The following is a 24,523-nucleotide window of genomic DNA, read 5'->3' as shown; positions in this document are numbered from 1 at the left end:
GTTCCAGCTGTTGCCGTTGCCGTTGCAGTTGTAGTTGCCGTTGCCGTTGCGATTCCAGTCGCCGTTCACGCCGTCGCCGTTCGTGCTCGGGCGAACTCGCCGAGTGGCGCCGCGTGCGCGGGTGGCTTCACGGCCGTCGTGGTGGCGCACCGATCGAGCGCCGCCGGGAACGCGCGGAGCGAGGCGGGCGTGTAGTGGCCCATGAGACACACCTGCAGCCAGTTGCGTTCGCGTAGGTAGCCGCTCTCGAAGCTGATCAGCCATCCGGCATCCCGCAGCTGTTCGCCGAGCGCCCGGGCGCTCACGCCAGCCGGTGGGATCAGTGTGTGCACGGCCGGCGACGCGCAGTCGGCCGGCGCGAGCACGCGCCATCCGCGCGATTCCATCGCCCGCCGTAACCACGCGCCATCATGCGCCACGCGCTGAAACCGCGCAGGCCAGTCGATCTCGGCCAGCGATGTGCCGAGTGCATCGAGCAGGTTCGATGACTGCGTGAAGGGCACGCCTTGCTCTTGCACCGCGAGGCCAAGATCGAGATAGCGCGGAATACGGCGGCTGGCCGAATGAATCTGCCCATCGTGCAAGACGATGGCGATGCCGGGGAACGCACACAGGGATTTACCACTCACCGCACTGGCCAGCCAGACGTCACGCAATGACAGCGGCACGGTGCCGAGGCTACTGATTATGTCGAGGGCCAGCTTCGCGTGGTGATCCTGAGCGATGGCGGTCAGCGCTGCGAGGTCATTGATAACCCCGGTCGACGTTTCACCATGTACCGACCAGAGCCAGCGGGCGCTGGTGGACCGCATGGCATGGGCAACCTTCGCGTAGTCGAGCGGCTCACCCCATGGCGCCCGGACGACGGTGTGCGGAATCTGCATGCGTGTCGCGTGATCGATCAGTCGCTCACCAAACTCGCCGTTGCTCACGATCACCCCCGGCGCGTCGAGTAGAGAGATTTGCGCTGCGACCACATCGTTGGCGAGTGTGCCCGACCCCAGCAGCATGGTGGCCTGCTTGGCATCGGCAAGGGTGCACAGTCGGCGCTGCACGTCGCGATAGCAGGCGTGAAACGACTCCGCACGATGCGACGTGGCGCCGCGCTGCATGGCCTGCTGAACGACGTCGGAGATACCCACCGGCCCAGGGAGAAAATTCGCGCCGGCGCCGAGTGCGTCAGCGCCATCCTTCAGGGCCTCAGGCCAGGCGAGCACCTCTTCGGCGGTGATGTACATCGGCTGATACGACGCCTGTTCGGTGCCGATGAGCGGGCCGAACGCGTGGAAGCCGAGATGGCGGTACAGGCGCAGCTGACGCGTGGTGCCCGACATGATGCCGAGGTCGAATCCCTTGGCGAGGAAGTGCCGCGTGATGAAGCCCACGAGCTGCGCGAAGACGCGGCTGGCGCGGAACTCGGGTTCGACGGCCAGCAAGCGGATCTCAACCGGCGTGCGACCGGCAGGGAGGTAGTCGTCAACGCTGCCCAGCTTCTGGTCGAGTGAGAAGGGGCGCTGGGTGCGGCCGCTGACCATCCCGACGATGCGGCCATGAACCTCGTAGACCGCGTACACATTCTCGTCGTGAAAACGATCCACCTGACGCCGCGCGGCATTCGGCGCGTGCTGGGGGATCTCTTCGACGAAGGTCCGATAGTTCAACGCATGAATCGCATCGTGGTCCGCCTCGGTGGCCAGACGGACGATGCCGCGCGTGGACGGTTGGAGCGTTGTCATGCTGTCAACTTGCGTCCAACGGCGGGCAAGCGGAATAAGTCACGTGACGTAGAGCTGACGTAGCGCTGACGTAAAACGGGGGTAACGAGCCACTGCGCCCCGTTACCCCCTTACTCCTTACCCCTTACTCCCTACCCCTTACTCGCCGTCACACCCCAATCAGCTCTTCCGCCTCAATCGGCGCCGCGCGCCCCTGATCCACCAGGGCAATCGCCAGCACTTCACGCATGGTCTCCACCGGATGGAAAATCAGCTGCTCGCGCACTTCGTCCGGCACGTCCTCGAGGTCCGCTTCATTGGCCTTCGGGATGATGACTTCCTTGATGCCGGCACGGTGCGCACCGAGCACCTTCTCCTTCACGCCGCCGATCGGTAGCACGCGGCCGCGCAGGGTGATCTCACCCGTCATCGAGACATCGCGTCGCACCTTGCGGTTCGACATCTCGCTGACGAGCGCCAGCGCGATCGCGATACCCGCACTCGGGCCGTCCTTCGGAATCGCCCCGGCCGGCACGTGTATGTGTGCCTCGCTGGCCGACGCCACCCGATTGGCTGGAATGCCCAGCAGTGCCGCGTTGTTCGTGGCGTACGTCAGTGCGGCTCGCGCACTCTCCTTCATCACGTCACCCAACTGTCCGGTCAGGATCAGCGAGATCGGTCCCACACGCACCACCTCGGTGCCGTCGTCGCTCTTGGCCGGAGCCGTTGACCCACGGCGAATGCTCGCTTCCACGAACATGATGTCGCCGCCCATCGGCGTATAGTACATACCCGTCGTGATGCCGACTTCGTCATGCTCGGCCACCCGTTCCGGATGCACCTTCGGACGCCCCAGGAGCTCACGGACTTCGTCGCTGCTGATCACTTTGTCGTCGATCGTGGCCGTATCACCCATGGCCACACGCCGTGCAACCTTGCGCGCCACGGCGCCCAGCTGACGTTCCAACTGACGCACGCCGCTCTCGCGGGTGTACTCGCTGATCACCTTCATGACCGCGTCGTCGGTGAACGTGATATCGCGCTGGCCGAGTCCCGACTCCTCGAGTTGACGGGGAATGAGATACGTTTTCGCGATTTCCGACTTCTCACGCTCGGTGTAGCCGCTGAAGTCCACGACTTCCATACGGTCCAGCAGTGGACCGGGGATGTTCTGGATGAAGTTCGACGTCGCGATGAACAGCACTTCGCTGAGATCGAACGGGACGCCGAGATAGTGATCGGTGAACGAGTCGTTCTGCGCGGGGTCGAGCACTTCCAGCAGCGCGCTGGAGGGATCGCCCTGATACGACGTGCCCAGCTTGTCGACTTCGTCGAGCAGGAATACCGGATTCTTGCTGCCGGCCTGCTTCATGCCCTGAATGATGCGACCCGGCATGGCGCCTACATACGTGCGTCGATGTCCACGAATGTCCGCTTCGTCGCGTGCTCCGCCGAGCGCGACGCGCACGTACTCACGGCCGAGCGCGCGGGCGATCGACTTGGCGATACTCGTCTTGCCGACACCCGGCGGGCCGTTGAAGAGCAGGATCGGTCCCTTGGCCATGGCGCGGGCCTTGGCTTCCTTCGCGTCGGTGATCTGACGGTCGCCATTTCCGTTGCCATTCCCGTTTCCACTGCCCAGTGTGGGGTTCGCGTCGCTGGTGTCACCCTTGATCTTCGATACCGGGAATTCGCCAGTGGTGGCGACTTCGGCCGCGATTTGCTGCGCGCGTAGTTGACGCACGGCCAGGAACTCGAGCACGCGATCCTTCACGTCCTTGAGGCCGTAGTGATCCTCCTCGAGAATTTCGCCGGCACGGGCCAGCTCGAGGTGATCGTCCGAGCGCTTGCTCCACGGTAGTTCGGCGATCCACTCGAGATACGTGCGAATCACCTGCGCTTCCATCGATTCGCGACCGGCGCGTTCGAGGCGACCCAGTTCACGCTCCGCTTCCGCGCGCGCGTCCTTGGGAAGCTCGAGCTTGGTCAGCTTCTCGCGGAGTTCGGTGATTTCCTTCGACTGGTCATCGTCGCCGAGCTCCTTCTGAATGGCCTTGAGCTGCTCACGCAGGAACATCTCTCGCTGCCGCTCGCCCAGCTCTTCCTGGACCTGCGACTTGATGTCTTCCTGCGCTTCGAGCAAGCCGATCTGGCGCTGCACGTGTACGAGCACGCGGCGCAGGCGCTCCTCCACGGACAGCGTTTCGAGCAGCCCCTGCTTCTCGGGCACCGTGAGTTCGATGTAGCCGGCCACGAGGTCGGAGAACTTGCCGGCATCGTCGACCGAGTCGAGCACCTGATGCACCACTTCCTCCGGCAATCCGCGCTTCTCGCCCAACTCGGCGGCGCGCTCACGCGCCTCTTTATGGAGCGCTTCGAAGGCCGCGTTCTTGAGGTCGAGTGGCATCATCTCCTCAGAGGGGACGATCACCGCTTGGAGATATCCGTCGACTTCAGCGTACTGCAACGCGGTGGCGCGCTGCTCGCCTTGCAGGAGCAGCTGAACACCGCCCAGACCGCGCTGGATTTGGCCGATGCGGGCAATGACGCCCGTTGTGAAGAGAATGTCCGACGTCGGCTCTTCGGTATTGTCGCGCTGGGCGACGGCAAAGACGAGCCGATCTCCCTTGAGCGCCGTTTCGATGGCTCTCAGGGTGCCGGGGCGGCCCGCCGCAATTGGTGCGGTGATGCCGGGGAACATGACCGTCCCGCGAAGCGGCAGGACGGGAAGCGTTTGGCGCTGGCCCATGACGTACGATCCTGTTGGAAGAGGAATACCGCTAGTCAGTGGGCACAATCCGAACCGTGGAGTTCACGCCATCTCGGCAGGATTGCCCCGCGTTTCGCCCGATCGCCCCTCGCGTCCTGCCACGGTGCAGGCTGCCATGCTGCTTTGGCAGCCTGCGGAACCAGCCTACTGCGGTGTCGATCGAGATCGCCTAGCGCTCTGGGCGATCGGTGGCATCCCGGCCGGCGTGACTTGCCGGATTGCCGTCGACGCGGTCCTTGAGGTCGTCCGCGGCGTCGACAACCCGATCCGCCAGCCCTCGGGAGCCGTCGCGCAGGTCGCGCGTCTGCTCGGTGGCGCGAGTCGACGAGGCCTCGTTGCTTCCGCGGTCTCGGCTGCGGCCATACGCATCCCGAGCATAGTCGCGCACGCTGTTCCAGTCATCCGTTCCAGCAGTGGAATACGCGGTCGACAGATGCGTTTCCACGTCGTCGAAGCTCTGGCCGCGGTAGTCCGGATTCATGCCCGCCATATGCCCGAGCTGATAGGCCGGACGGGTCGCGTCAAACGACGGCCCGGTGCTGCCGAGGGTGCGCGAGGACTCGTAGTGCGACTGGTAGAAGTCGTCGTCGTCGACACTGTACCCATCGTCGGATTTCATCGCGGCGCGGCCGGCCCACCACCCACCGACGACTCCGCCGAGGGCCCCAATAATGGTGCCGATCGGGCCGACCAAGGAGCCGATGCCAGCGCCGGCAGCCATACCGGCGAGCCCGCCGGAGCCGCCGCCTATCCTCTGCTCCGCCTTCTCGCGATCTGACAGCGGAGTACGATCTGTCCCTGCCGGCAGGTCTCGATTCTCATCGTCGTGGTGCGTGTGTTCGGTCATGATCTGCTCTCCGTCCTTGGCTTGAGCTGGGGTGTAACCGGGAGCCTGTGGGGGCCACGGCCCGCCGGTTCCAAGGTGATTCGCAAAGTGCGGGCCGAGAGGCACGGCTGTGTTTGTGTCGTTCTGCAACTTTTCGGCGACCTGGTCACGTAAGGTCTTCCGACCGCCTGTGCTGTCGCTGCGTATTCCCCCGTGCTACACTAGCGGTACCTCAGGATTTCCCCGATTCCCACGCGAGTGCCCGATTCCGTAGTCCCATCCACCGAAGATGCTGAGCTGCGCGCCCATGTGGAGCAGGCGCTCAGTGCCACCTATGAACTGGACCAGGAGATCGGTCGCGGTGGTATGGGCATCGTGTATCGGGCCAAGGACAAGCGCCTCAAGCGGTTCGTGGCGATCAAGCTGCTGCCGCCGGAGCTGTCGTTCCGGCGCGACATTCGGACTCGCTTTCTTCGCGAAGCCGAGACGGCCGCACAGCTGAGTCACCCCAACATCGTCCCGATCTATTCGGTCGACGAAGTCGGGAACCTCGTGTTTTTCGTGATGGCCTGCATCGACGGGGACAATCTCGCCACGAAGTTGCAGAAGCGCGGTCCGCTGCCCATCGATGACGTACGTCGCTGGCTGCTTGAAGTGGCCGATGCGCTGGCGTTTGCACACGCGCGCGGGGTGATCCACCGCGACATCAAGCCCGACAACATCCTGCTGGACAGTATCGACGGGCGGGCGCTGGTCACCGACTTTGGGATCGCGCGGGCGGCCAGTGATAGTGGCGAAACCTCGCGACTCACGGCCACTGGCATGGCCATCGGTACGCCGGCGTACATGTCGCCCGAGCAAGCCGCCGGCGATCGCGACCTTGACGCCCGCAGCGATTTGTATTCGCTGGGCATTGTGGCGTACCAGATGCTGGCCGGCGAGCCGCCCTTCACTGGCGGCACCACGCCGGCGTTGTTGGTGAAGCACCTGGCCGAAATGCCGGTGCCGGTGTCGTTGCGTCGTCCGGATACGCCCGACGATCTGTCGCAGATCGTGATGCGCTTGCTCGAGAAGAGCCCCGAGCATCGCTTCCAGAGCGCCGGTGAAATGGTGACCGCCCTCAAGACCGGCGTCGTACCGCCTCCCACCAATCCGGCGGCCTCGCAGCTGGCCACTGGCGCGCCGGTGCGGTTCAATGGCGCACCAATCGGCGGCATGCCGCTGGGAGGATTCGGCTCGCCGGCGCCGTCCGCGCCAGCCGCACCCTCGGTGCCGTACACCCCCGCGCCATACACGCCGCCGGCCTATCAGCCGCCCACGTATCAGTCGCGCACCGCGGTCACACCGCAGGCGGCCCCATACCCGCTGTACCAGCAGCCGGCGTCGGGCGACGATGTCTACGTCGCGACCGCAGAAGATGAGGCGCGCTGGTTCGCCCCACCGGTCGTCGCGTTCCGCCGCAAGCTGGCCCCGTACCTGTTCGTGAACGGCGCGATCCTCGTGATCAGCATCTTCACGGGCGGCGACATGCTGGGACTGACCACGCTCTGGACGGTCTACATCGCGTGGAAGTACGCGAAGCTGTGGGCCGACGGGTTCGATTGGACGGACGTGCTGAAGCAGCCGAAGCATCGGATGCTCGGTGAAGTGCTGTCCGATCTCGGCGACAAGTTCATGGCCACCTTCAGCCGTAAGAAGCGCGAAGAGCTACGGGCGCAGGGACGGTTGCGCAATCGTCTCGATGGCGTGTTGTCGTCGACGCCATCGTCGCCGGTGACGCTACGCGCCGCCGTCGCGATGCCGAACGCCCCGGCCCGCGACGACGAACTCGGTGAGTTTGTGGGACTCGTCAAGGCCGCGCGCGCCGATCGCGAAGAGATCGGTCGATTGCTGGGTACGCTGCCGGCCGAAGAACGCGGGCGCATTCCGGACGTCGCGCGCACGGCGGTAGATCTGGTGAACAAGGTCGAGATCATCGCCCGCGATATCTCGCGGGTCGATCGCGAGCAGGGTCCAGATGCCGCACGACGCATTGACGCCGAGATCGGCTCGCTCGAGGCCGAAGCGAATCCACTCGACACGCAACGCAGCGAGGGACGCGTGCGACGGTTGGCGCAACTCCGACGCGATCGTCGCGCGGTCGCCGACACGCTTGGCAAGCGTGAGCTGCGTCGTGCACAGCTGGAGAGCTGCCGCATTGCGCTCGAGAACGTACGCCTCGATCTCGTACGGTTGCGCACCGGCAACAGCTCCGTGCAAAGCGTCACACTGGTCGCGGAGCAAGCGATGCAGCTGGCGCGTGATGTCGATATCGCCGTGCAGGCCGCCAACGAAGTGCGCGAAGCGACATCGTCGCGCTCCGGGTCGGCGTAAGCCGAGCGCCTGATGCCTGACGGTCAGCGCGCGGCCATGAAGGCGGCCGAAACACAGGCCGAATCGAATCTGCTGCGCGACCGCGTGACCGCCGCGGTCGGCGACCTGTATCTTATCGAGCAGGAAGTCGGTCGCGGTGGCATGGCGGTGGTGTATGCCGCCGAAGACGTCCGCCTGCAACGGCCCGTCGCGCTCAAGGTGCTGCCGCCGGAGCTCGCGTTTCGCGGTGACGTGCGCGAGCGCTTCGTGCGCGAAGCCCAGACGGCGGCGCGGCTCAATCATCCGCACATCGTGCCGATCTATGCGGTGCACGAGGAAGGCGGCCTCGTGTGCTTCGCGATGGCGCTGGTGAAGGGTGAGAGCCTGGCGGCGCGCATCGTGCGCGACCCGCGGCCGAGTTTCGAGTACATCGCGCAGATGCTGGAGCAGGTGGCCGACGCGCTGGCCTACGCGCACGCCTGCGGCGTCGTGCATCGTGATGTGAAGCCGGACAACGTGCTGATCGACAAAGATTCCGGCCGCGGGATGGTCACCGACTTCGGCATAGCCCGAGCGGCCGAAAGTGGCTCACGCCTCACGCAGACGGGCATTGCCGTGGGTACGCCGGCGTTCATGAGTCCCGAGCAGGCGACCGGCGATCGCGAGATCGATGGTCGCAGCGACATCTATTCGCTCGGCGTCGTCGGGTATCTGATGCTGGCGGGACGCTTGCCGTTCGAGGCGACGACCACACCGGCCATGCTCATGAAGCACGTGAGCGAAACGCCGATGCCGATTCGCGTAGTGCGTCCGGATGCCCCGCACGCGCTGGTGGAGATTCTCGAGCGGTGCCTGGCCAAGCGTCCGCAGGACCGATGGGATAACGCGCTGCAGCTGCGCGATGCCCTGCGCAAAGCGCAGCGCGACGGCTCGTTGCACACGGGCGCGCACCGCGCCTACGCGCCGCCCGCGCCGGCCCCGCTGTACCCGCCGGCGCCGGCTCCAGTGCGCTACACCGGGACACCGGGCGCCCGCACGCCGGAACTTCGCGAAGACGCACGCTATGGGCATCGATCGGAAGATTGGGCGCCGCGCAACGTGCTGGCTCCGGCGCCCGCCCCTCGATCGTATCCCGCGCCGGGCGCGTTGCCGCCCATGCCCGCGCTGCCGCCGCTGCCGCCCGGCGCACCGCGCGAACAGGTGCGCGAGTGGAATCGCGCCTCAAAGGAAGCGATGCAGGATTGGCGCGTCGCGGTGCGCCAGCAGCGACGCGACGTGCAGTCGCAGTGGAACGATCAATACGGCGATGCGACCAGTGCGTGGCGTAGCGACGAAGACGTGATCGAGCGCTTCAAGGGGCAGATGCTCTGGACGGCGGGCATGATTGTGTTCCTCGGCGTCATCAACGCGTCGACCAGCCCAGCTTTTCCGTGGGCCATTTTCCCATCGATGGGCATGGGCTTGGGCGTGCTCGGCCGGTACATCCGATTGCGTCGACGTGGGATCACGCTGGGACGCATCTTCGGGGGCGAGTCGGCGCCGAAGCCGGACAGCGATCCGCGTAGCAAGCCGGCGCGCATTGCCGACGCGTCGCGCGCGTTCGTGAAGCACGCGAAGTGGTTGATGGGGGCGGCCGCCGTTTCGCTTGGCAGCCTCGTGATCGGCGCCTCGTTGGATCTCAGGCCGTTGATCATTCCGATGGTTGGTGCCGGACTTGCGGCGCTGGCCAGCGCGCAGATGCTGGCTCGCGATTTCATGCGCCTGCGTCGGCTCGGTGTGTCGGCGGGTGACGCGTGGAACGGCTCGTGGCAGGCGATTGCCGCGTCGTCGGACGATCGCCCGTATGAGGTAAAGATGCGTGAGCAGCTCGCGCTCGTCGCCGGCGATCAGTTGCTGGCGTCGGCGTACGGTGAGTTGCTGCGCAACGCGGTGGACGATCGAGTGACCATCAAGGACGTCACGGCGAAACTCTCGGACGCCGACAAGTCGTTGGTGCCGGATGTGGAGCCCACGGCTGATGCGCTACTCGAACGCATCAGTGCGCTCGCCGGTGGACTCGAACGGTTGCAGCGCGATCTACCAAAGGATGCGCTCACACAACTCGAGTCGCGCGTCGCCTCCGTGCAGGCCGAGCCGGAGCAGGCGCCGGATCGCGAACGTCGACTCACGCTGCTCACGCGGCAGCTGTCGTCGTTGCAGGAACTCGTGGCGCGCCGCGAAACGATGCAACGGCAACTCGACAGCGCGTCGATGGCGCTGCGCTCGTTGCGCCTCGATATCGTGAAGCTGCGCACGATGGGTGTGGGCGCGGCGATCAACGATGTCACGAATGCGACGCAGGAAGCGAGAGCGCTGTCGAGAGACCTGGGGCACGTGATCAGCGCGGCGGACGAGATGCGGAAACTGTAAACTGCTAAGTGATCTGTGTTCAGAGTTCTGGCGTCAGACTTCATATAGTGTTCGGAGTCGAGCAACGACAGTCCACAGTCGCGAGGCGTTTGATGGAGTGCCGTCGGAGGCAGCGTGCGTACTCAACACTGAACCAAACGCCTCGGTACTGTGGACTGCTTTTGCTGAATTCTGACCGCTATACAACGTCTGACGCCAGAGTTCTGAACACTGTCTACTGAATCCGCGAAATCCGCGCGGTTCAGTACTCCCGCTCTTCGAATTCCGAGACCAGCGTCGCGTGTCCGTGCCGTGTCGCGGCCTCAGTGCCTTTGTCGCAGGCCGCGCGGGCGGCGTCCTGTTTGCCGAGGGCGTGCAGGGTATCGGCGTATCGCAGCCAGCCGTTGCCTTCATCGTCGTGCAGCGCGAGATACGCGGCCAGCTCCACCTCAGCTTCGTCCAGCAGGCCGGCCTTGAGCAGCTCGTTGGCGAGACCGAAGCGGGCGAGGGGATTCGTCGGCTGCTTGGCAGCCATGACGCGCATGGTGGCGAGGCGATCTGTCATGAGAAACGGGCGGGTGGAAGGGACGTGACGCGGAGCACTCTCTGACAATTCAGCGGGTCAGGAGTTCCGCCACGAGGGCACCGAGTCGGTCGGGTGCTTCTTCGGGGGCCACGTGGGCAACGCCGGGGAGTTCGCGGAGCTCGACCCCGTTCGGTGCCGCGAGACGGAGTGCTTCGCCGAGTCGGACGGCGCGGACCGTAGGTACGAACGGATCGGCAGTCGCGGTGGCGAGCAGCACGGGGCAGGTGATCGCGCCGGGCGCGAGGGCGGCGGTGGTATCGCCGCGTGAGGCGGCGAGAGCCGACAGCTGGGCGATGGCCGAACCACGTCCGTCGCGGGTCCGGAAGCTTTTGAGGTAGAGATCGAGCGACCGCGCGCCAACGTCGCGATGGGCGTAGCAGGGAAGTAGCGCGGAGTGGAGCGCCGAGGCCAGCCAGCCCGGCGACAGGCGACGCCAGAGCGGGAGGAAGGGCACCAGACGCGCGACACGGCGACTCAAGGCCACGTCGCCGGACTGACAGCCGATCATCGTGGGGTTCACGAGCAGGAGGTGCGCCACGCGCTCCGGGTGTTCGTGCGCCACCACGGCCGCGATGGCGGCACCCATCCCGTGGCCCACGAGGGAGGCCCGTCGTACGCCAAGCACGTCGAGCAACGCGGCGACGCGCGTGGCGTGACCGGCGACCGTCATGGGGTGCGTACCGGGCGGGTCGCTTCGGCCGTGTCCGAGCAGATCCAGCACCAGCACGCGATGTCCCTTGGGCAACCGTGGCAGGACATCCTGCCACAAGTGCGACGACGTGAAAGCGCCGTGGATCAGGACGATCGGCTCACCGACGCCGCGCTCGCCGAATGCATAGCAGTAGAGGCGTACGCCCCCCAGATCGACGAACTCGCCGCGCATCAGCGCTGGCTAGGGGAGGCGGAGAGAGCAGACATGAGCCGCAGTCAATCTCGACTGCACGGCGTCGCGGAACAAGCGATTCCGCCGCGGGACGACGAAAAGCGGGGGATGCCGACTGGCACCCCCCGCTTGGTCCCACATCCTGCGGTGTCGGTCAGAGACCGCCGCGGCGCTGCGGTATGGCCGCGACGTTCTCGTCGAACTTCTTCTTCTGGTCGTCGGTCAGCGCGGCCTTCAGCGCCTCGTTGCGTTCCGCGTTCATCTTCTGCATCGACTCGCGCATGGCGGCCATATCGCCACCACCGCTGCGCGCGGCCGCCATCGCTTCCTGTTGCTTCGCGGCGGCCTGCATCATGATCGTGTCGACCTTGGCCGACTGCGCGGCCGTGAGCGTGATGTCCTTGAACAGCTGTTCCTTCTGGCGAGCCATGCGCTCGGCGGGCGACATCTGCATGCCACCGCCACCGCCACCACCGCCGCCCTGGGCATAGGCGGGTACAGCGATCGCGAGGGCAGCCGCAGCAACGAACATGCGGATCGTGTTCTTCATGAGAAGGGGGGCTCGGTGGGTCGTTCGGCACCGTCCACGGCGCGGTCACGCCGCTGACGTACCTCACAGGGTAGACGTTCGAGCTGGCAGAAGCGTTAAGACAAAAGAGAAGATTATAGATGAGATCGCCTTATGAACGGTGCTGTTCGTCCCTCGACCTCTGGCGGAACGTCGGCTGAGGGGTACAATTGCAGAATTGTGACGCTTCCGCCCTCGATATCGCCGCTACCTTTGCCTGATTCGCAGCCGGTCCCTCCGGACGTGCGCCTCTCGCTGTACCAGCCGATGCCGGCGCCCCCGCCGCCGCCGGGACCGGTCACGGTTCCCATGAGTCGGTTGCTCCGTACCGCGTCACCGTCGGTACAGTTCCGCGCCACGAAGGCCTTCTGGCCGAAAGCGGCCGCTGAAGCGGGGTGGGCGACACTTCCCTATGCGAGCCGGCAGGGATGGCACCTGCTGCTCATGCAGGATGGGGACGGACAGTGGCCCGGGGGCATGCTCACCGTGCCTGCTGGGTTGTCCCTGGAAGGCATCGGTACGATTCCGGCCTACCGTCGGCTGCTGGAGCTTGGGTGGGACCCCGAGAGCCCGGCGTTAAGCTCGACCAAGCGGCTCCTGTTCCGTCTGTTGGCCGAGGACGATGATCCGTCGTTTCTGGCCGAGATGATGCCGAAGGAGTGGGACGACGATCTGATCAAGCGTGGGCGATTGTTGTTGCGCGAGGGGGCGGCTGCGGCGCTGGCGCAGGCGGGGTATGAGAGCGATCCGCGGCTCCGCGGGGCAGCCCGACGATTGGTGGATCGGGTCATGACGTTCCTCAAGTCACCGTTGGCACAGAAGCCGTGGATCCGTCTGGGCAACCAGCATGTGCTCCCGGCCGAGGTCACGGCCCCATCGTTTCACCTGCTGGTGATGCTGGGCTACATGCCCCATTTCCGCAGCGAGCACTACGAGTTCATGGATCGGCTGTACACCTATCTCACGCAGCCGTGGCCGCGCCAGCAGCCGGTGCAGCAGGTGGGGCCGCATCTTCTCGAACAGCCGCATCTGGTGCTGGGCGACCTGCTGCCCACCCGCAACGCGATGGATGCCGATATGGCCTCGTCGCTGGGCTGGCTCGAGGTCATGGCCCGCATCGGCTTTCTCAAGAAGCACGATGGGTGGTGCAAGCTGCTCGATCGCCTGTTGGACGACCGCGACCGCAAGCACGTGTGGACCCCGCCGCGCTCGGTCGTGATGCCGGAGCGCGTGCCCGTGTGGTCGTGGCCGCTCCTTCCGCTCTCCGATCCGACCTTCGGCGAGCCCACCGACTCGGCCTTTTCCGCCGACGTCACCTTTCGGCTTGCCTTGATCGCCCAGCTGAGCGGTCGAGAGATCGAGCTGCTCTAGGCTTCCCGTACGGCCCGACCGATTAGCTTTCCGGTCAACACATGACTGCAATCGACCCTGACACGCTGATCGACGACACAACGTTCGCCGATCTGGGCCTCGCCCAACCCTTGCTCGCCGCGCTCTCCGATGCCGGCTACGAGCGTCCCACGCCCATTCAGCGCGATGCCATTCCGCTCGCGCTGAAAGGTCGCGATCTGATCGGCCTCGCCCAGACGGGCACCGGCAAGACCGCCAGCTTCACGCTGCCGATGGTGCATCGACTGCTGGGCGGACCGCGTCGGACGCGCGTCCTCGTGCTCACCCCCACCCGCGAGCTCTGTCTCCAAGTGGAGGAGAGTGTCCGCAAGTATTCCAAGTACGCGCCGGTAGACGTCATCCCCGTGTTCGGCGGCGTCGGCTACGAGCCGCAGGAACGCGCGCTGCGCGCCGGCGTCGACGTGGTCGTCGCCACGCCGGGACGCTTGCTGGACCATCTCGAGAAACGCAACGTCGACTTCTCGTATCTCGAGACGTTGGTACTCGACGAAGCGGACCGCATGCTCGACATGGGCTTTGCGCCGCAGCTCAATCGCATCGTCGAACAGGTCCCGCGCTACCGGCAGACGCTGCTGTTCAGCGCCACCATGCCGCCCGAGGTCGAGGCGCTCGCGCGCAAGTATCTCCGCAAGCCCGTCGTGGTGCAGGTCGGTCGGCGTTCGTCGGCCGCGACCACGGTGACGCACGCGGTGTACCCGGTACCGCGTCATCTCAAGAATGATCTGCTCGTGCATCTGCTCACGAAGAAGGCGCACGACTCGGTGCTGGTGTTCACGCGCACGAAGAGCGGCGCCGATCGCGTGGTGCAGGATCTCGAGAAGGCCGGCGTGAAGGCGGGCGCGATGCATGCCGACAAGTCCCAGCGCGAACGCATGGCGGCGCTCGAAGACTTCAAGTCGGGCAAGTTGCGCGTGTTGGTGGCCACCGACATCGCGCAGCGGGGTCTCGACATCTCCGGCATCACGCACGTGATCAACTATGACGTACCGCAGCAGCCGGAAGACTACGTGCACCGGATCGGCCGTACTGGCCGCGCCGCCAGCACCGGCGATGCCTACACCTTCATGGCGGCCGAAGACATCGGCATGGTGCGCACGATCGAGCGGACCATCGGTCAGGAAATTCCGCGCGTGAGCGTGCCGGGCTTCGACTTCGGCACCTGATTCGAGGCGGTTGCGTCGGCGGTTGCGTCGGCGGTTGCGTCGGCCGTTGCTATCGTCGTTGCACGCGCCCGAGACGCGACACCGTAATGGTGTCGGCTCGGGCGCTTCGCTTAAGAACGAGTCGCAGATTCGCGGCCCCCACGCCCAATCCTGATGGCGCATAGCTGAGCGAGTCGCGCGTGGCCTCGAGCGTGAGTCCGCTGCCATGGAAGTCGCCCACGGCGATGGTGTCGCGGCCCGCGTGCACGACGACACGCGTGCCGGTCACATCGAAGCGCACCGCAGTCCGGCCGCCGGTGGCAATGGCGTGATCACGCGCCAGTGCGAGCAGGTCGACAGTTTCCTGGGCAGCCATCGCCACATCGAGGGCCGCGAACAGCTTGCCCCCCGACGTGATCGCGAGCGCGGCGAGGGCGCCAGTGAGCACGAGCAGCCACAGCTGCTCGACCAGCGTCGCGCCGCGTCGACGTTGGCGCAGGCCGTCGGTGCGGCGCGAAAGGTGCATCGGTAACATGGGCGCAGGGTGTCGTGGATGAGGCGCGGCGACGATATCGTGAAGCATCGCGTTGCTCGTCGCGCTGGATCACACGATCACTCCGAGGTTGTCGAACGGTGTCATCCGAACTACGCCGCCATGCGCTTCGCAACGCTGACCGGTTGGCCGGGCCTCGCCGGGTCGCGACCCTGATCGCCATCGCGCTCACGAGTCTGTCTGCGACCACGGCCATTGCCTGCGGCCACCGCCGGCGGCGGCATCCCCAGCCCGGCCAGCGAACTGAATTCGGGACAGGCGGTGATGGACCTCGGTACGCTCGTGGGCGAGCTTCGCGAGGAGAATTCCATGCTGCAGGCGCAGATCGACTCGCTGCGCGGTGTGCTCGCGTCTCAAGACACCATCGTGCGCCAACTGGCTGCCGGTGCCGGGGTTCAGATGCGCGCACCCGCATTCCCGACGCCCTGAATGCGTGATGACGCGATAGATTATCGCGATCACTCCCAACCACTCGATCCATCTCTTCTGACATGCGGATAGCGATTTCCACCGGCGGCGGCGACGCTCCGGGACTCAACGCCGTCATCCGGGCGGCAGTGCTCTCCGCCCGAACCCGCGGCTGGGACGTGCTTGGCATCAAGCGCGGCTACGCCGGGCTCCTTGGCGAAGACGAAATCGTCCCTCTCACCGAGGAGACGGTGCGCGGCATCGCCAATCAGGGCGGCACGATCATCAAGACGACCAATCGCGGCAGCCCGTTTGCGTATCCGATTCTGCAGCCCGACGGAACGTGGAAGAATGTCGATCGCTCCGATGAGCTCGTGGAGAATGCCCGCAATCTCGGCATCGAAGCGATCATCTCGATCGGCGGCGATGGCTCGTTGAAGATTGCGGCGCAGCTGGCGGCCAAGGGCATGCGCGTGATCAGCGTGCCGAAGACGATCGACAATGACGTGCCCGGCACGGTGACGACGTTCGGCTTCGACACCGCGGTGAATACGGCCATGGAAGCGATCGACAAGCTGCACACGACGGCGGAGTCGCACGATCGCGTCATGGTGCTGGAAGTCATGGGGCGTGACGCCGGATTCATCGCGCTGCACGCCGGAGTGGCAGGGACCGCCGACGTCATTCTGATTCCCGAAATCGAGTGGGAGATTCAGAAAGTCTGTGAGAAGATCATGGACCGGGACGCGGCCGGTCGGCGCTTCAGCATCGTGGTGGTCGCCGAAGGCTCGAAGCCCAAGGGTGGTATGGAGTCGATCATCGGCGCGTCGCTACCGGGGCAGGATCGTCGTCTGGGCGGGATCGCTGAACGCATGGGGTACGACATTCAGCGCATTACGGGCAAGGAAACCCGCTCCATGGTGCTGGGACATCTGCAACGCGGTGGATCACCCACCGGCTACGATCGACTGCTGGCCACCCGCTTCGGCGCCGCAGCCGTGCAGGCCGTGGCCGACAAGCGCTGGGGTCACATGGTCGCGCTACAGTCGCCGCACCTGGTCACCATCCCGATCGCCGACGTGCTCAAGGAAACGAAGCGCGTCGACCCGGCCCATGACGTGGTGCAGGCCGCCCGAATGATGGGTATTTCGTTTGGGGATTAACAGCGAAGTAGGGAGTCGGGAGTAGGGGGTAGGGAAACACGCACTCCATACCCCGTACTCCATACCCCTTACTGTTTTTAAGACAGTGAGTGTCCCCTCCTACGGACGCTGCCTGTTACCTCACGATCCCTCCCCCTGTCCGTAGGGTACCGTGGTGCCGATACTTACACCGCAGCAGTGCGCCAGCCGACGGTCGGGTCCGTCGTGGCATGGACCCTGCCCTAGAAAGACATCGGGACGTCCGTATGCTCTCCGTGGTGGACGGCGCGCGATGTCCTGCAGGAGGAAGGCATGTTTCAGATGAATTGGCGCATTCTGGCGACGACCGCCGTACTGAGCCTGACGCTTGGTGCGGAGCGCGCGAGCGCGCAGGGTCGCAGCGAGAGAAACGATAAAACGGATATTCCCAAGGACTATCGGCCGCCGGCTGGCATGTGCCGTGTGTGGGTCGAAGGGGTCCCGGCCGCGCAGCAGCCGGCGCCGACCGACTGTGCCAGTGCCGTGCGGAACAAGCCGGCGAACGGGCGCGTGATCTACGGTGAGGATGCGGCGAAGGGGAAGAAGCCGGATCTGCCGATCAAGGGGTTCGCGAAACCCACCGACAAGAAGGGCGCTCCGCTGATTCCGCCTGATCTCTCTCAGGCGGATCCGCGGGCGAGGGACGCCTGGGAAGCGAAAAAAATTACGGACGCGCAGCTCCACGGTGATCAGCCGGCGAATTCTTCGCCGGCTTCGTCGTATCCGGGGAGCGCGGTGTCACCGCAGGGGCCCACAGGGTCATACGGCGGGTACATCACGCCGGGCGGCGTGGTGGTGCCGGGCGCGGTGAACGATCCGCGCTACTTCGCGCAGGCGCCGGGCGTCCGGCCACCGGGATACGGCTCGGCGACGTGTCTCGATCGCGACGGCGACGGCTGGTGCGACGACCAACGCTATGGCCCGCCGGTGTGCAACGATCTCGATAAGGATGGTCGGTGCGATGATCTGCCGGAGTACGCGTCTCGCGCCTATCCGCAGGTCCTGCCGCCCATGCGCTCGGTGACGGATGTGCTGCAGGGTCGGCCCAGCAGCGACATCATGCAGTGGCTCGGTACCAACGAATTCACCGTGCGCGTGCCTGATCAGGGACGGGGCGGCGTGCCGTGGCGCGCGATCTTTCTTGATCAGAGCAACGAACTGCTGCAGGTCTGGACCGACGTGAACCGCGACGGACGCGCCGACCGCATCGAGATCTTCAAGAACGGCCAGCGGGTGAAGCTGATTCAGCGGTAAGCGCTCGGCCGCTTATGCGCCGGCAACCGCGGGCGAATGACCGCTCGTCTCGTCGGGAAAGTACTCTTCAGCGCAATCACGACACAGGCCGTGCGAAAGTACGGCCTGTGTGCGTTCGGCCACGAACGTCTCCAGCTTCTGCCACGAGGCATCCTGCTCGCCGCGAACGGCTTTGCAGTGCATGCAGATGTGCACGAAGCCGCTGAGGGCCTGCGTGAGCCGCTGCTCAACGGTGCGCCGTGCCGCCAGTTCGGCGTCGTACGAGAGCCGGAAGAAGGTGGCGAGAATGCTGATCCCAACCAGCAGCTGCGACGCCCATGCCAGCATCGTCACCCGGCCCAGCGCGGCGCCGCCATCGGGGAGCTGCGATGCCGTGAACGACGCCAGCCCGTACACGGCGAGCGAGATGGATGACGCAGCGCGCTCGAAGCGAGGCAACGCACTGGCCGTGGCCAATCGCCACGCGGCGATCAGCAACAGCAACAGCATCACGCTGAGATTGAGGCGATTCTGATCGCCAGAGCGCATCACGGAGCCGAGCACCCCCGTGGCTAACGGCACGCCGATGGCGACAGCCGGAATGAGCCACACACGGAAACGATCGCCGCGCAGTGCAACGGTGCCAGCCAGGATCGTCATGGCGAAGCCCACCCGCAGCATGGCGGCTGCCGTCCCGATCCACGGTGACGGATACGGAAGGCCCCACACGCTGCTCCACACATAGCGCGCGACCAGCAGCGCCCAGGCAGCCGCCCAATACACGGCCAGTCGTTCGCGACGCACGACGCCGACATACGCCAGGGCGAGGAAGCAGATCCCGGCGATCATGGTGGGAACACCCGACCGGAACAGGCCGTCGCGCCACATCAGCGAGCGTCGAGTCGATGGTGGGCGTTCTGGTCGCGGGCGACCTCGTCGTGCCGAAAGCACGAGACCAGATGGTCGTTCACCAGCCCGACGGCCTGCAGGTACGCATAGCAGATGGTGGTGCCCACGAAGCGAAATCCGCGCGCTTTGAGATCCTTGGAGATCGCATCGGAGATGGCGGTCTGCGTGGGCATCTGGCTCGACGCTGTGAGCCGCTGATCGATCGGTGTGCCGTCAACAAAGCGCCAGAGGTACGCGTCGAAGCTCCCGAACGCGTCCTGTATGGCGAGGAAGGCGCGGGCGTTGCCGATGGTACTCACCAGCTTCTGGCGATGTCGCACCAGCCCCGCGTTCTGCATCAGTGTGTCGACCTGAGCCGGTGCGAACCCGGCAATGGCGCTGACATCCCACTGCTGAAAGGCGGCGCGATAGTGTGCGCGCTTGGCGAGCACGGTGGACCAGCTCAGTCCCGCCTGCGCCCCCTCGAGCGTGATGAACTCGAACAGCGTGCGGTCGTCATGTACCGGTACGCCCCACTCCGTATCGTGATACGCCACGTCCAGTGCCTTGACGGGCCAGGTACAGCGAACCGGAGTGCTCATCACTCAAATTTAGCGGCGCGCGCCTGATTGATCCAATGCAAGCCGAATCCGCAGTAGATTTCACAGGTGCGCACTCCTCGAGATCGTTACCTACCCCCCGACCGCGACGCCTTTGTCGCGGCCAAGCCGCCGACCGGGCGCGTCATCGTCATCGCACCGACCCGTGCGGCATGCGAGACGATCGAACTCGCGGTCGGCTTGCACCTCGACACGTTCCTCGAGCGTACGCGCGGGGATGACCTGCGGCGCCTGGCGTCGAGTGGGCAGGGGTTTGGCATCGTGGCCGGCACGGGCACCGGGAAGACGCTGGCGATTCGTCCCATCGCCGAAACGATTCTTGGCACGACCGCGCTGAAAGCGGGCGTGGTGAACCGCGAACGGGAAGCGACGCCGGAGACGCCGTCGTGGAACGTAGTGGTGATCACGACCGGCATCGCGCGCCGATGGTTTCAGGATGGCGACATCCAGCCGACCGACACGCTGGTCGTCGATGAGATTCACCAGACGAGCGCGGAGCTCGAACTGTGTCTCGCCCTCGGCAAGCGCGTGGGGTGCCGCTTTATCTGGTTGTCGGCGACGGTCGACCCGACGTTCTATGCGCGCTATCTCGAGAGCGCCGATGTGCTGCAGGTGTCGGCGTTCGATGCCACCAAGGCCGCAAAAGTCGAAGTCGAGCGTAAGCAGCCGCTGAATTTTCTTGACGACAAGTTCCTGCAGAAAGTGTCCCGCTCGGAGCGCGGCGTGGCGATCTTCCTGCCCACTCGCGCGTCGGTCGAGGAAGCGGCCGAGTGGGTGCGCCTACGCTATCCGCGCATTACGGCGGCGCACTATCACGGCGGCGAGCCGATTCGCGTGATCCGTCCATTCCTCGAGGGCGTGGTACCGAAACCGTTCTTTCTCGCGATGACGGCGGCCGGGCAGAGCGCATTGAATGTGCCTGGGCTCGACACGGTGATCATCGACGATACGCGGTTCACCAACGTGATCGACCGTGGAAGGAACGTGCTTACGCGTGTGCACCTCGGGTCGAACGAGATCCTGCAGATGGCCGGGCGCGTGCATGGCCGCGTGGCCAATGGTCGCGTGTTCATTCTGAGCGATCGTGACATCCGGTTCGAGACGCTCAAGCCCACGGCGCCGGACTTCCAGTTGGCGGGTGACTCCGAGCGCGTGGCCCTCACCTGCGCCGACCTAGGCGTGCAGGCGGACGCGCTCGACTTGCCGGTGCCGCTCGATCGCGTGGCGTATCGCAAGGCGATCGCGCATCTCGAGTCGCGTGGACTGATCGAAAACGGCCGACTGACCGCGTACGGCAAGGCCGTGGAAGCGTTGCCGGTGGAGCGCGCCTGGGGTGAGCTCATCGTGAACGGCGATGACGAACTGCTGCCGATGCTGGCGGTGATGAGCGGCATCGACTCGCTGCATCGCATGACGCGTGAAGGGCGCGATCTGGAAGGGTTGGTGGTGCGCGGCAGCGATCATCTCACGGCGTACAACGTCTACGCCGATGGCTTCCGTGCGGCCGGCTACATCGGGGAAGTGTACGGGCTGTCGCGGCACATGTTCGACGCCGAGCGGATCGCGCACTGGGCCGAGCAGCGCGGTGTGCTGGTGAAGTCGCTGGAAGATGCCGCGCTCGCGATGGCCAGCGTCTATCGCTCGGTCGGCATGCCGTTGCCGACCACGCTGCCCCTGGTGCGTCATGACGTACAGCGACGCTTCGGCGATCTGCTCGCGCGTTTCATGCCGTTCGATCTCGTGATCGAGGAGCAAACCACGGATGGTCAGGAAGCGCGCGTGTCGAAAACGAGCGTGTGCGGCAGCTGGGGCGCGGTGGCGGGCCCGCTACGCTACTTCGCCGATCGCTTCGGTGTGCCGCGGGCCAGCATCGAGGGCACGCAGCTCTCGATCGAACTGATCAAGCAGTACGCGCAGCGTCATTTGCCGGAGCTGGCCCTCGATCCTGACCGTAAGCAGTCGCCGGTGTTGTTGCGCCGACGGCTCACCTACTTCGGATTCGAACTCGCGCGCGAGAGTGAAGGACTGGACGAATTCCCACCAGAGCACGCGCAGGCCGCGCGACATCTGTTGGCCGAAGCGGCGGCGCGCAATGAATTGCGGCACGCCTCGGTGCGCCGGAATCAGCCAGTGGTCGAGGAGATCCGCGAAGTGTGGCGGCGCCTGGGCGGGGTCACTCCGCGTCTCGGGCAGGCGGAGCTCACCGCGTGGTACGAACAGCAGATGGGCACGGCCACGAACTGGGAGTCGATCCGGAATATCCCGATGCTGATTGATCGGCGGGATTTCGTGAGTCACGAGCAGGTGGCCGAGGCGCGCGCCATGCCGGGGGCCGTCGAGATCCGCGATCGCACGGTGCCGATGGACTATGACGTGGAGGAGCACGACGGACGTCTGGTGCCTGTGGTGCGGCTGCGGGTGCCGGAGAAGGTGGCGCGCACGATGGTGCAGGAGGAGGTGCCGTCACTCGATCGTCCGGTGCGCTTCGTGGTGCCGCGCGGGCAGCGCGGGTCGGTGCGGGCTGATACGCTCGCCGACTTGCAGCACAAGCTCGACTTGCCATTCACCGATGATGAACGCACCCGCACGACGGAGCCGAAGGTCGAGCGGAAAGGCCACGACCGCGGTCGCGGAGACGCTCGCGGAGGCGCTCGCGGAGGTGAGCGTGGTGGCGGTAAGAGCGGACCCGGCGGGCATCGTCACCCTGGGAAGGGGCGACGGCGACGCTGACCGCGCCGCTACGCGAACTTCTTCCCGGCCGACGACAACATGGGGAGCACTTGCTTCGACTGCTTCACGAAGGCCTCGACGTCGCCGGCCGGCAGTGAACGGCTGTACAGATACCCCTGTCCGAAATCGCAGCCGATCGAGTGGAGGAACTGCTGTTGCCCGACTTCCTCGATGCCTTCGGCCACGACTTCGATCCCCATCGATTTGGCGAGCGACACGATGGTGCGTACGAACGCGGCCTCACGGTCACCGTCCTCAATGCGCGACACGAAGGAACGGTCGATCTTGAGCTCGTCCACCGGGAAGAACTGCAGGTTGCTGAGCGACGAGTAGCCCGTGCCGAAATCGTCGATCGCGAGCTTGATGCCGAGCGCCTTGAGCGCATTCAGCTTTTCCAGCGCGAGCTCGGGCGTGCGCATCACGTCGCTTTCGGTGATCTCGAGAATCAGGCGACTCGGGTCGAGCCCGGAGACCTGCAGCGCTGCCCTGGTATCGTCCATCAGGCTGTCGCCGTCGAGTTGCTTCGCCGCCACGTTCACACTCACGGATGGCGGCTCGGCGGCGTAGTGCGTCCATCGTGCCGCCTGCATGCATGCTTCCATCAGCACCCAGCGCCCGAGCGGCACGATCATGCCGGTTTCCTCGGCGATCGGCACGAACAATCCCGGCGTGATGCACCCGCGCTTTGGATGTTGCCAACGGATCAACGCCTCAAAGCCTTTCACACGGCCGCTCTCGATGCGCATGAGCGGCTGGAATTCGAGGAAGAACTCGTGCCGGTCCACACCCATGCGCAGATCGGACTCGAGTTCCAGCCATTCCATCGCATCGCGGTGCATCGTGGGATCGAAGCGTCGCACGCAGGCCTTTCCCGACGACTTCGCGGCGTACATCGCGGTGTCCGCGTTGCGCAGTACGGTCTCCTCATCGTCCAGCAGGTCGGCGATCGCAATACCGATGCTGACGCCGACGACGACTTCGCGTCCCCCGATGCGCATGGGCATGCGGAGCAACATCAGCAGGCGCTCCGCGAGCACCTCTGGATCATCCCCCTGTTCGATCGATTCAATGACGACGGAGAACTCGTCACCACCGAGGCGCGCGACTGTTTCACCGGATCGAACGGTGCTGGCGATCCGGCGTCCGACGATCTGCAGTAGCTCGTCGCCGACCGCGTGACCGAGCGAATCATTGACGCGCTTGAAGCCGTCGAGGTCGAGCAGGATGACGGCGACTCGAGTGTTGCTACGATTCCGTCGCTCGAGCGCGTGCCGCAAGCGATCGCGGAAGAGGACGCGGTTGGCAAGGCCGGTCAAGTCGTCCTGGAACGCCTGCTTGAGCAGCTGGCCTTCCATGCGCTTGCGCTCGGTGATGTCCTGAATCATGCCGATCATGCGTGAGTCGCCGCCGTGCGTCACGCGGGAGACCGTGAGCTGTCCCCACACCACGTGCCCTTCCTTGTGGAAGAAGCGGCGCTCGATGGTGACCGAGTCGCGTTTCCCGGTCCGAAGATCGTGGCCGAGTTCCCGCGCGGCCTCGATGTCTTCCTCGGGTGACAACGAGACTGCCGATCGGCCAACGACTTCGCTCGGTGAGTATCCCAAGAGCTCCTGAGAGGCGGGGTTCGCTTCGAGAATGATGCCGTCAAACGACAACACGTGAATCGCGATGCCGGCGTACTCGAAGAACGCGCGGAAGCGGGCTTCACTTTCAGCGCGAGCACGGACGGACGCGCGCTCCAGCGTGACATCGCGCACATGCACGATCACCGCTTCGCGCTCCCGCAACACGACGGCGTGGAACACGATCTCGCCATCAAGTACACGCCCATCGCGGGCGCGCATCATCGCTTCCATCGGCGCTCCCGACTCCGGAAGTGGAACGTTTGGGGCGAGCATGGGCGTAAGCAGGCACTCGTCGCCGCCGCAAAGCCGGAGGCTCTCGATCGGCTGACCGAGCACCGCCTTCGCCTCGTAGCCGAAGGTCGTTTCGGCGGCGTGGTTCCACGCGATGAGGCGGCGGTCTTCACGGGTGACCGCCGCCTCATCGCGATCGGGCTCTCGTCGAAGAGCAACCGATAGCGCTGTTCGCTTTGCTGCATCCGCTCGTAGCGCGACTCGAGCTCGCGTGACAACTCCGTCATGGCGGCAGCGCCGAGCTCACGCTCCCGATCGACGTCATGCAGCAGTGCACTGACCGACCTGAGGATCGGGTGCAGCGCATCGGACGCCTCGCTGATGCCATGTCGTCGCAGCTGACGCAGCACGTAC

The 24,523-nt window shown here is 65.5% G+C and carries 18 protein-coding genes; 8 read left to right on the top strand and 10 right to left on the bottom strand.

The annotated features are described in order from the left end of the window. Positions 1 to 65: 65 nt before the first annotated feature. The 3 genes from RMP10_RS06160 to RMP10_RS06150 all read right to left on the bottom strand — a co-directional run bounded on the left by RMP10_RS06160 (position 66) and on the right by RMP10_RS06150 (position 5,332). The gene (locus RMP10_RS06160) at positions 66 to 1,736 is read right to left on the bottom strand and encodes a GNAT family N-acetyltransferase (RefSeq protein WP_310569493.1); all 1,671 of its coding nucleotides are present in this window, start codon (positions 1,734 to 1,736) and stop codon (positions 66 to 68) included. Between the two features lie 148 nt (positions 1,737 to 1,884). After that, complete coding sequence (lon, locus tag RMP10_RS06155; RefSeq protein WP_310569492.1) at positions 1,885 to 4,464, bottom strand: endopeptidase La; 2,580 nt, start codon at positions 4,462 to 4,464, stop codon at positions 1,885 to 1,887. A gap of 190 nt (positions 4,465 to 4,654) precedes the next feature. Further along, positions 4,655 to 5,332, bottom strand: coding sequence for a hypothetical protein (locus RMP10_RS06150; protein WP_310569491.1), 678 nt, complete (start codon positions 5,330 to 5,332; stop codon positions 4,655 to 4,657). Positions 5,333 to 5,569: 237 nt separating this feature from the next. On the opposite strand from RMP10_RS06150, the gene RMP10_RS06145 reads away from it, so the two are divergent. Further along, a complete protein-coding gene (locus RMP10_RS06145; RefSeq protein ID WP_310569490.1) occupies positions 5,570 to 7,684 on the top strand; it encodes a serine/threonine-protein kinase in 2,115 nt (704 codons plus the stop codon). A 12-nt stretch (positions 7,685 to 7,696) separates the two neighbouring features. Then, positions 7,697 to 10,072, top strand: a complete 2,376-nt coding sequence (locus RMP10_RS06140; RefSeq protein WP_310569489.1) for a protein kinase — start codon at positions 7,697 to 7,699, stop codon at positions 10,070 to 10,072. 241 nt (positions 10,073 to 10,313) lie between these two features. Here the strand turns inward: RMP10_RS06140 and RMP10_RS06135 are convergent, their stop codons facing one another. From RMP10_RS06135 to RMP10_RS06125, 3 genes are all read right to left on the bottom strand, one after another. After that, complete coding sequence (locus RMP10_RS06135) at positions 10,314 to 10,616, bottom strand: hypothetical protein (protein ID WP_309669371.1); 303 nt, start codon at positions 10,614 to 10,616, stop codon at positions 10,314 to 10,316. A gap of 49 nt (positions 10,617 to 10,665) precedes the next feature. Continuing rightward, entirely contained in the window at positions 10,666 to 11,520 is an 855-nt protein-coding gene (locus RMP10_RS06130; protein WP_310569488.1) for an alpha/beta hydrolase, read from the bottom strand. A 154-nt stretch (positions 11,521 to 11,674) separates the two neighbouring features. Then, positions 11,675 to 12,070, bottom strand: coding sequence for a hypothetical protein (locus RMP10_RS06125; RefSeq protein WP_310569487.1), 396 nt, complete (start codon positions 12,068 to 12,070; stop codon positions 11,675 to 11,677). 261 nt (positions 12,071 to 12,331) lie between these two features. Here RMP10_RS06125 and RMP10_RS06120 point away from each other — a divergent pair, with 261 nt between their 5' ends. After that, positions 12,332 to 13,459 carry a hypothetical protein gene (locus RMP10_RS06120; protein ID WP_310569486.1) on the top strand — a complete coding sequence of 376 codons (1,128 nt, stop codon included), beginning with the start codon at positions 12,332 to 12,334 and terminating at the stop codon, positions 13,457 to 13,459. A gap of 41 nt (positions 13,460 to 13,500) precedes the next feature. Continuing rightward, positions 13,501 to 14,661: a DEAD/DEAH box helicase gene (locus tag RMP10_RS06115; RefSeq protein ID WP_171227460.1), complete on the top strand. Its 1,161-nt coding sequence runs from the start codon at positions 13,501 to 13,503 to the stop codon at positions 14,659 to 14,661. 49 nt (positions 14,662 to 14,710) lie between these two features. Here RMP10_RS06115 and RMP10_RS06110 read toward each other — a convergent pair whose 3' ends face one another. Then, positions 14,711 to 15,166 carry a GspH/FimT family pseudopilin gene (locus RMP10_RS06110; RefSeq protein ID WP_310569485.1) on the bottom strand — a complete coding sequence of 152 codons (456 nt, stop codon included), beginning with the start codon at positions 15,164 to 15,166 and terminating at the stop codon, positions 14,711 to 14,713. Between the two features lie 222 nt (positions 15,167 to 15,388). Between RMP10_RS06110 and RMP10_RS06105 the strand changes: the two genes are divergently transcribed. The 3 genes from RMP10_RS06105 to RMP10_RS06095 all read left to right on the top strand — a co-directional run bounded on the left by RMP10_RS06105 (position 15,389) and on the right by RMP10_RS06095 (position 18,036). After that, the gene (locus tag RMP10_RS06105; protein ID WP_310569484.1) at positions 15,389 to 15,622 is read left to right on the top strand and encodes a hypothetical protein; all 234 of its coding nucleotides are present in this window, start codon (positions 15,389 to 15,391) and stop codon (positions 15,620 to 15,622) included. Between the two features lie 62 nt (positions 15,623 to 15,684). After that, positions 15,685 to 16,764, top strand: a complete 1,080-nt coding sequence (locus RMP10_RS06100) for an ATP-dependent 6-phosphofructokinase (protein WP_310569483.1) — start codon at positions 15,685 to 15,687, stop codon at positions 16,762 to 16,764. Between the two features lie 291 nt (positions 16,765 to 17,055). Continuing rightward, positions 17,056 to 18,036, top strand: coding sequence for a hypothetical protein (locus RMP10_RS06095; protein WP_310569482.1), 981 nt, complete (start codon positions 17,056 to 17,058; stop codon positions 18,034 to 18,036). A gap of 12 nt (positions 18,037 to 18,048) precedes the next feature. Here RMP10_RS06095 and RMP10_RS06090 read toward each other — a convergent pair whose 3' ends face one another. Then, complete coding sequence (locus RMP10_RS06090; protein WP_310569481.1) at positions 18,049 to 18,864, bottom strand: hypothetical protein; 816 nt, start codon at positions 18,862 to 18,864, stop codon at positions 18,049 to 18,051. Between the two features lie 38 nt (positions 18,865 to 18,902). Then, positions 18,903 to 19,505 carry a DNA-3-methyladenine glycosylase I gene (locus RMP10_RS06085; RefSeq protein WP_310569480.1) on the bottom strand — a complete coding sequence of 201 codons (603 nt, stop codon included), beginning with the start codon at positions 19,503 to 19,505 and terminating at the stop codon, positions 18,903 to 18,905. Between the two features lie 66 nt (positions 19,506 to 19,571). Here RMP10_RS06085 and RMP10_RS06080 point away from each other — a divergent pair, with 66 nt between their 5' ends. Continuing rightward, a complete protein-coding gene (locus tag RMP10_RS06080; protein ID WP_310569479.1) occupies positions 19,572 to 22,253 on the top strand; it encodes a DEAD/DEAH box helicase in 2,682 nt (893 codons plus the stop codon). Between the two features lie 8 nt (positions 22,254 to 22,261). On the opposite strand, the gene RMP10_RS06075 is transcribed toward RMP10_RS06080, so the two are convergent. Continuing rightward, positions 22,262 to 24,265, bottom strand: coding sequence for an EAL domain-containing protein (locus RMP10_RS06075; protein ID WP_310569524.1), 2,004 nt, complete (start codon positions 24,263 to 24,265; stop codon positions 22,262 to 22,264). Between the last annotated feature and the right edge of the window lie 258 nt (positions 24,266 to 24,523).

This window comes from Gemmatimonas sp. (genome assembly GCF_031426495.1).
Classification (GTDB): domain Bacteria; phylum Gemmatimonadota; class Gemmatimonadetes; order Gemmatimonadales; family Gemmatimonadaceae; genus Gemmatimonas.
The sequence above is the reverse complement of the archived record's forward strand: the minus strand, read 5'-3'. Positions and strand labels throughout refer to the sequence as shown.